Source organism: Sphingopyxis sp., from assembly GCF_036402335.1.
Classification (GTDB): domain Bacteria; phylum Pseudomonadota; class Alphaproteobacteria; order Sphingomonadales; family Sphingomonadaceae; genus Sphingopyxis.
The window spans coordinates 1-6771 of record NZ_DASWTD010000586.1; the positions used below are offsets into that span (position 1 = coordinate 1).

A 6771-nucleotide genomic window follows, 5' to 3' on the forward strand; every position below is an offset into this window, starting at 1 on the left:
GTTCGCGTCCCTTGTCGACGCCATAGTCCATGCGGACGACAAGGTCGGCACGCTCGCCGTTCGCCGCGGGGCGATAGCCGTAGCGCGTCAGCTCGCCAGCAACGAGGTTGGCGTACTGGCCGAACTCGATGCCGCCCTGCAGTGCGGGATTGCTCGCCTCGACGACGAAACTCTGGCCCTGCGGTGCGGGAAGCTGCGTCTGGAAACGCGCTACATCGGCCTTGAACGGGGTCGCGCAGCCAGCCAGCGCCAGCGCCGCGCCCGTCATCGCGGCCAGGCCCAGCCGCCGGAAATTCATCTTGCTCATCGTCTTGGCTCCGTGATTCGGGATGCGCATACAAGCCGCGCTCTCATACCATAGACTATACCGATGCGACTTAACCTTGGTTGAACCCGGTTCGTCGCACCTTCGTTCCATAAGGAATATGGAGAACCGCCGCGCAAAAACAAGAATTTCCTGCGCCAAAAGCTGCGCGATATCAGCGGCAGAACCCCAGCGCGTCATAAGCGGCGTCGAGCGTCGGTTTCGCGAGCACGCGTGCTTTCGCCGCGCCCTTGTCGAGGATGGCGTCGAGCGCGGCGGCATCGTCCTTGAGCGCGACGAAGCGCGCGTTGATCGGACCGAGCGTCTCGATCAGCAGTTCGCCGAGCGCGGGCTTGAACGCGCCGAATCCTTGCCCCGCATGGTCGCGCAGGACCGCGTCGATGCTCGTGTCGGCGAGTGCGGCGTAAATACCGACGAGATTGCGCGCCTCGGGGCGTCCCTCCAGCCCCGCTGCGTCGGACGGCAGTGCTTCGGGGTCGGTCTTCGCCTTGCGGACCTTCTGCATCATCGTATCGGCATCGTCGGTCAGGTTGATGCGGCTCATGTCCGACGGGTCGGACTTCGACATTTTTGCCGTCCCGTCGCGCAGGCTCATGATGCGCGCCATTCCGGCCGGAATGATCGGTTCGGGCAGCGTGAAGACCGCCGCGTCCGAACCATCCGCATTTTTCGGGGCATAATCATTGTTGAACTTTTGCGCGATGTCGCGCGCCAGCTCGAGATGCTGCTTCTGGTCCTCGCCGACCGGGACGTGCGTCGTTTGATAGAGCAGCACATCGGCCGCCTGCAGCACGGGATAGGTATAGAGCGCTGCCGACGCACCTTCGCGATTCTTGCCCGACTTGTCCTTGAACTGCGTCATCCGGTTGAGCCAGCCGAGCCGCGCGGTGCCGTTGAGCAGCCATTGCAATTCGGCGTGCGCGGGGACGCGCGCCTGGTTGAAGAGCAGCGAGCGGTCGGTGTCGATCCCGCAGGCGACGAGCGCGGCGGTCATCGCGCGGGTGTTGGCGGTCAGCTCCGCCGGAACGTGCGGCATCGAGATCGCGTGGAGGTCGGCGAGGAAATAGAGCTTGTCGCCCTCCATCGCGTCCTGCATGCGCACCCAGTTGCGGATCGCGCCCAGATAATTGCCGAGATGCAAATTTCCGGTGGGCTGGATGCCCGATAGCGTCCGCATGTCTTACTCCTCTGTGGCGACAGGTTTGCCGCGCCGCCGCGTGAGCATGGCGACCAGATCCTTGTCAAGCGCGCCGACGAGGAAGGCGGCGGCGAAAAACGCCGCGCCGCCTGCCGCGACAAGCGCCGCCAGCGACCAGATACGGTCGAACACCCCGCCGCCATAATAGGGCGCCATCATCGGCATCATCCACCACAGCAACCCCGACATCGCAGCAACCGCGACCAGCTGCCGCGCGATACGGCCCGCCAGCCGGGCCGTGAAATGGAACCAGCCGCGGCGGTGAAGCACGGTATAGAGCAGCAGGCAGTTGATGCTGGCCGACGCCGCGGTCGCGCCGGCGAGGCCGACAATGCCGTACCGTTCGACTACATACAGGTTGATCGCGATGTTGATGATCAGCGAGGCAAGCGCCGTCCACACCGGCGTGCGCATGTCCTCGCGCGCGAAAAACCCGGGGTTCAATATCTTGACGATGACATAGGCGGGGAGCCCGGCGACAAGCGCCACGACGATATGCGCCATGATCGCGCCATCGGCCGCGGTGAATTTCCCGCCGACGAAAAAGGCGGCGGTAAAGGCGGGGGCGCAGATCGTGAGCGCGGCGGCGGCGGGCAAGGTCAACAGCGTTGCCATCTCGAAGGCATTGCCCTGCAATCGCTGCGCCTCGGCGGCATCGCCGCCGTGGATATGGCGCGACAGCATCGGCAGGATCGCGGTGCCGAGCGCGATGCCGACGATGCCGAGCGGCATCTGGTTGAGCCGGTCGGCGAGCTTGAGCAAAGTCAGCGAACCCTGCGGCAGCGAGGTCGCGAAGAAAGTGTCGACGAACTGGCTGATCTGATAGATTCCGGCGCCAAAGGTCGCGGGCAGGATCAGCATTCCGAGCTTTTTCACCTCGGGCGTGAATTTGGGCAGCCGCCAGTGGAGCCGGAGCCCCGCGCGCCGCACCGACCAGATCAGGTAAGCGAGCTGTGCGACCCCCGCGAGGCTGACCGACACCGCCAGTGCCACCGCAACGATCCGGTCGTCATGACTGTCGCCGCGCAGCCACCATCCGGTGATAATGCCCGCGATCAGCACGATATTGAGCAGGACTGGGGCAAACGCGCCCGGCGCAAAGCGCGACCGCGCGTTGAGCAGGCCCGACAGCATCGCGACGAGGCTGATCAGCCCGAGATAGGGAAAGGTCAGCCGGCTGAGGAAGACCGCGAGGTCGAACTTGCCCGGCACCTCCTGGAAATCGCGCGCGAGCAGCCAGACGATCGCGGGCATCGCGATCATCATCACCGCCGAAAAGGCGAGCAGCACCCACAGGAAGACCGACAGCACATCGTCGGCGAATTTCGCCGCGGCTTCCTCGCCGCCCTCACCCCCGTCGCCCGTACCGTGCAGCGCGCGGCTGTACATCGGCACGAAGGCGACCGAGAAAGCCCCTTCGGCGAACAGGCGCCGAAAGGTATTGGGTAACGTAAAGGCGAGCTGGAACGCATCGGCAGCAAGGCCGGCACCCAGCACGCGCGCGAGCAGCATGTCGCGGGCGAAGCCGAAAATGCGGCTGACCATCGTCAGCCCGCCGATCGTCCCGACATTCCTGATCAGGCTGCTCATCGCGCGAGGTCAGCCGGACGGGGAGGTGTCAGGCTTCGCCGACCGGCGCGGGGATTTCGCCCTGGCCTTCGCCCTGTGCCTGGACCTGCTGCATGAACAGGCCATGGAAATCGATCGGCTCGAGCAGCAGCGGCGCGAAACCGCCATCGCGGACCGCATCGGCGATGACGCGGCGGGCGAAGGGGAACAGGATGCGCGGCGCTTCAGCGAGGAAGAAGGGCTGAAGCTGGTCTTCGGGGACGTTGCGGACGCCGAACAGGCCCGCATATTTCAGGTCGATCACAAAGCTCGTGCCTTGGTCGGTCTTCGAGGTGACGTCGATCTTGAGCGACACTTCGAACAGATTGTCACCGACGCCTTCGGCCGCGATGTTGAACTGGACGTCGACCTGCGGCGCGTCCTGCCACTGGTAGACCGCCGGCGCGTTCGGATTTTCGAACGACAGATCCTTCACATATTGCGAAATCAGGCCGATCGCCGGGCTCGTGTCCTCGCCGTTCGGCTGAAGGGCGGGATTGTTGATGTCGGCGCTGGTCTCGTCGGCCATGATGCAGGTGCTTTCACTGAAAAGATGGAAACAATATCCGCGCCGCAGACCGTGTCCGGACCGCGACGGGCGGTTGTCGCGGCGCTTAGCAGCGCCCGGCGATCAGCACAATGGGGGCGCGATCCGACGCTATAGCGGCCGGTGAAGCGTTGACCTGCCGCGCGGCAGCGGCCATGGCTATTTGAAACCGAGGCGCGTATCGCCTATGTATCAGCCAGTTTGTTTCCATTGCCCGCATTGGACTGTTGCCCGTGACCGCTTTTTCGATCGTCCTGCTCGCCATGATTGCCGCTTTCCTCGGCATGCGGCTCTATTCGGTGCTCGGCAAGCGCACCGGGCACGAGCAAGAGCCCGTGCTGCCGCGCGAACGGACTGCCGCATCGCCGGTCCGGCTCGACGAGAATGACGGATCGCAGGCCACCGCGCCGGCGCCCGCCGACACTTCGGGCCTCGTTTATGAACCCGCTGCCGAGGTTGGCCTCCGCCAGCTGCTCGCGACCGATCGCCATTTCGACGCCGGCCGGTTCATGGAGGGCGCCGAAGCGGCGTATCGCATGATCTCCGAAGCCTATTGGTCGGGCGACCGCGAGACGCTGCGCGACCTGTGCGATGACGACAGCTACGAAGCTTTTGTCGAAGCGATCGAAGCGCGCGAAGCGCGCGGCGAAACGCTCGACAATCGCCTGATCGGCATCGATTCGGCCAAGATCACTGCGGTCGACGTGGGCCGGACCGAAGCGCGCATCACGGTGCGTTACCAGGCCGATATCAGCGCGATCACGCGCGATGCCGACGGCAAGCTGATCGCCGGGTCGATGAGCGACGCATCGCAGACCGACGATCTATGGAGCTTCCGCCGCGCAATCGGCAGCAGCGACCCCAATTGGCTGCTCGACGAAATCGAAGCTGCCTGATCGCATGCCCGCCGACATGACGCCCGGGGCGCGCCGGGCGCGCGCTTTCGGATTCGCCCTCTGTGCCGCGCTGCCGCTGTTGTCGGGCTGCGCATCGGTCATTCCCGATACGGGCGGCCCGCGCCCCGGTGCCACTGCGCCCGCTCCGACGCCGTCGCCGCGACCGGCCGGCACGCCGCGCCCCTATCAGCCGCGTCGGTCGGAGAGCCCGGGCGCCGCGGCCAAGCCGATCCCGGCGACCCCGCGTGCGCCGCTTCCCGCCGCCGCCGTTCCTGCCAGCGCCACGACCGCCGCGACCAGCGGCGTGATCGCCGGCCCCGATTTTGCGACGCTCGGCGTGACCGCGCAGCAGGCGAGTGCGGCGCTCGCCGCCTTCCGCATCAGCTGCCCGTCGGTGCAGCGGCGTGCCGACACGAGCGGCCTCACCCAAAACGCCGACTGGACCGAAAGCTGCAACGCGGCGAAAAACTGGAAGGACAGCGACGCGTCGGCCTTCTTCACCCGCTATTTCGCTACGGTGCAGGTCGGTGCCGGCACGGCGTTCGTCACCGGCTATTACGAACCCGAAATCGCCGCCTCGCGCACAAAACGCGCGGGCTATGACGTCCCCATCTATCGCCGCCCCGCCGACCTTGTCGAAGTCGACCTCGGCCAGTTTGCCGACGATCTGAAGGGCCGCAAGATCCGCGGCCGCGCCGACGGCCCCAATTTCGTGCGCTATTACGACCGCGCCGCGATCGAGGGCGGCGCGCTCGACGGACGCGGGCTGGAACTCGCTTACGCCGCCGACGCGGCCGAATTTTTCTTCCTGCAGGTGCAGGGGTCGGGCCGCCTCCGCCTTCCCGACGGCGGGATCATGCGTATCGGCTACGACAGCCAGAACGGCCGCGACTATGTCGGCATCGGCAAATTGCTGCTCGACCGCGGCGAGCTTCAACGCGGCCAGGCCTCGATGCAGGGCATCCTCGATTACCTTCGCGCCGACCCGGTGCGCGGCGCCGCGGTGATGAACGAGAATCCGAGCTGGGTCTTTTTCCGCGAACTCACCGGCGCCGGGCCGCTCGGCGCACTCGGCGTGCCGGTGACCGGCCGCGCGAGCGTCGCCGCCGATCCCAAATATGTGCCGCTCGGCGCCCCCGTCTTCCTCTCGCTCGACCGCGCCGAACCCAATGGCTTGTGGATCGCGCAGGATACCGGCGGTGCGATCAAGGGCGCGAACCGCTTCGACAGCTTCTGGGGCGCAGGCGACGAAGCGCGCGCAATCGCCGGTGGCATGTCCGGACGCGGTTCGGCGCTGTTGCTGCTCCCGCGCGCCAGTATCGCGCGGCTGATCCCGGCGCCTTGATGTGCCGCGGCGCCTCGCCCCCGAGGAAAGTGCGCTTTGGAAAAAGGTCGCAGCGACCGTAAAGCCGTTAGCCAAGACGAAGGCGCCGCTTGCGCCCGTCGCGCCGCCGACGGTCAGCCCGCCGCGGCCGACCCCGCGCAGCGCCGCGGCGCCTGCTGCGGCTCCGCGTCCCGCCGCAAAGCTTCCGCCGCCGCGCCGCACGCACCAGGCCGCGACGCTCGATGGCCATTGGGACCGGCGCCTGCGCAAGGGGCTCGTCCGCCCCGACCTTAGCATAGACCTTCACGGCCATACGCTGGCCTCGGCGCAGGCCTTGCTCGACGAGGCGATCGGGCGCGGGCTGATGCGCGGCGCGCGCGTGCTGCTCGTGGTCGCGGGGCGCCTCCGTCCCGGAGCCGACCGCCTGCCGCAGATGCATGGCGACCCGCGCCCCCGTGGCGCGATTCGCGCCTCGCTGCCCGACTGGCTCGCTTACTCACCCTATGCCGACCAGATCGTCGCGCTCCGCCCCGCGCATATCAGCCACGGCGGAGCTGGCGCGGTCTATGTAATCCTGCGGCGGAGCCGCGAGGAATAGTCTCACACAAGGACACAAAGAGGGCAGCTTTCTCCGGCACCGCTGCTCTCGTTCGCGCGAAGCGCCTTATAGAAGGTCGCCTGCGGCGACGCGCGACGTCCGCCAAGCGGTGCGCCCTCTTCGTGTCTTTGTGTGAGATTCTTCCTCTTGGCGACTTTGCGCTTTTGCGTGAGATATTCTCAGCCCGCCAAGGCGCGCATCAATATGCCGCGATAGATGGCGGTCAGCGTGTGGAGATCCGCCACCGCCACCGCCTCGTCGAGCTTGTGCATCGT

At 66.6% G+C, this 6771-nt stretch carries 6 protein-coding genes and 1 pseudogene; 3 read left to right on the plus strand and 4 right to left on the minus strand.

The features are described 5' to 3' along the window. The 4 genes and pseudogenes from VGD20_RS19010 to secB form a co-directional block, all read right to left on the minus strand. Nucleotides 1-307, minus strand: a pseudogene (locus VGD20_RS19010) (DUF4136 domain-containing protein); the annotation flags it as partial. A 172-nt stretch (nucleotides 308-479) separates the two neighbouring features. Then, entirely contained in the window at nucleotides 480-1502 is a 1023-nt protein-coding gene (gene trpS / locus VGD20_RS19015) for a tryptophan--tRNA ligase (RefSeq protein WP_331135946.1), read from the minus strand. Between the two features lie 3 nt (nucleotides 1503-1505). Next, the gene (murJ, locus tag VGD20_RS19020) at nucleotides 1506-3113 is read right to left on the minus strand and encodes a murein biosynthesis integral membrane protein MurJ (protein ID WP_331135947.1); all 1608 of its coding nucleotides are present in this window, start codon (nucleotides 3111-3113) and stop codon (nucleotides 1506-1508) included. Between the two features lie 28 nt (nucleotides 3114-3141). Continuing rightward, nucleotides 3142-3660, minus strand: coding sequence for a protein-export chaperone SecB (gene secB / locus VGD20_RS19025; protein ID WP_331135948.1), 519 nt, complete (start codon nucleotides 3658-3660; stop codon nucleotides 3142-3144). A gap of 251 nt (nucleotides 3661-3911) precedes the next feature. Between secB and VGD20_RS19030 the strand changes: the two genes are divergently transcribed. From VGD20_RS19030 to VGD20_RS19040, 3 genes are read left to right on the plus strand one after another with little or no spacing between them, the layout of a single operon-like run. Next, on the plus strand, nucleotides 3912-4574 hold the full coding sequence (locus VGD20_RS19030) for a Tim44/TimA family putative adaptor protein (protein ID WP_331135949.1): 663 nt from the start codon (nucleotides 3912-3914) through the stop codon (nucleotides 4572-4574). A gap of 4 nt (nucleotides 4575-4578) precedes the next feature. Next, nucleotides 4579-5919 (plus strand): murein transglycosylase A, encoded by a 1341-nt coding sequence (locus tag VGD20_RS19035; protein ID WP_331135950.1) that lies wholly within the window; start codon nucleotides 4579-4581, stop codon nucleotides 5917-5919. Nucleotide 5920: 1 nt separating this feature from the next. Beyond that, on the plus strand, nucleotides 5921-6496 hold the full coding sequence (locus VGD20_RS19040; RefSeq protein WP_331135951.1) for a Smr/MutS family protein: 576 nt from the start codon (nucleotides 5921-5923) through the stop codon (nucleotides 6494-6496). The last annotated feature ends 275 nt before the right edge of the window (nucleotides 6497-6771 follow it).

Coding starts and splice junctions, on each gene's coding strand:
- trpS (WP_331135946.1), bottom strand. CDS start 1,502: ATGCGGACGCTATCGGGCATCCAGCCCACCGGAAATTTGCATCTCGGC.
- VGD20_RS19035 (WP_331135950.1), top strand. CDS start 4,579: ATGCCCGCCGACATGACGCCCGGGGCGCGCCGGGCGCGCGCTTTCGGA.
- secB (WP_331135948.1), bottom strand. CDS start 3,660: ATGGCCGACGAGACCAGCGCCGACATCAACAATCCCGCCCTTCAGCCG.
- murJ (WP_331135947.1), bottom strand. CDS start 3,113: ATGAGCAGCCTGATCAGGAATGTCGGGACGATCGGCGGGCTGACGATG.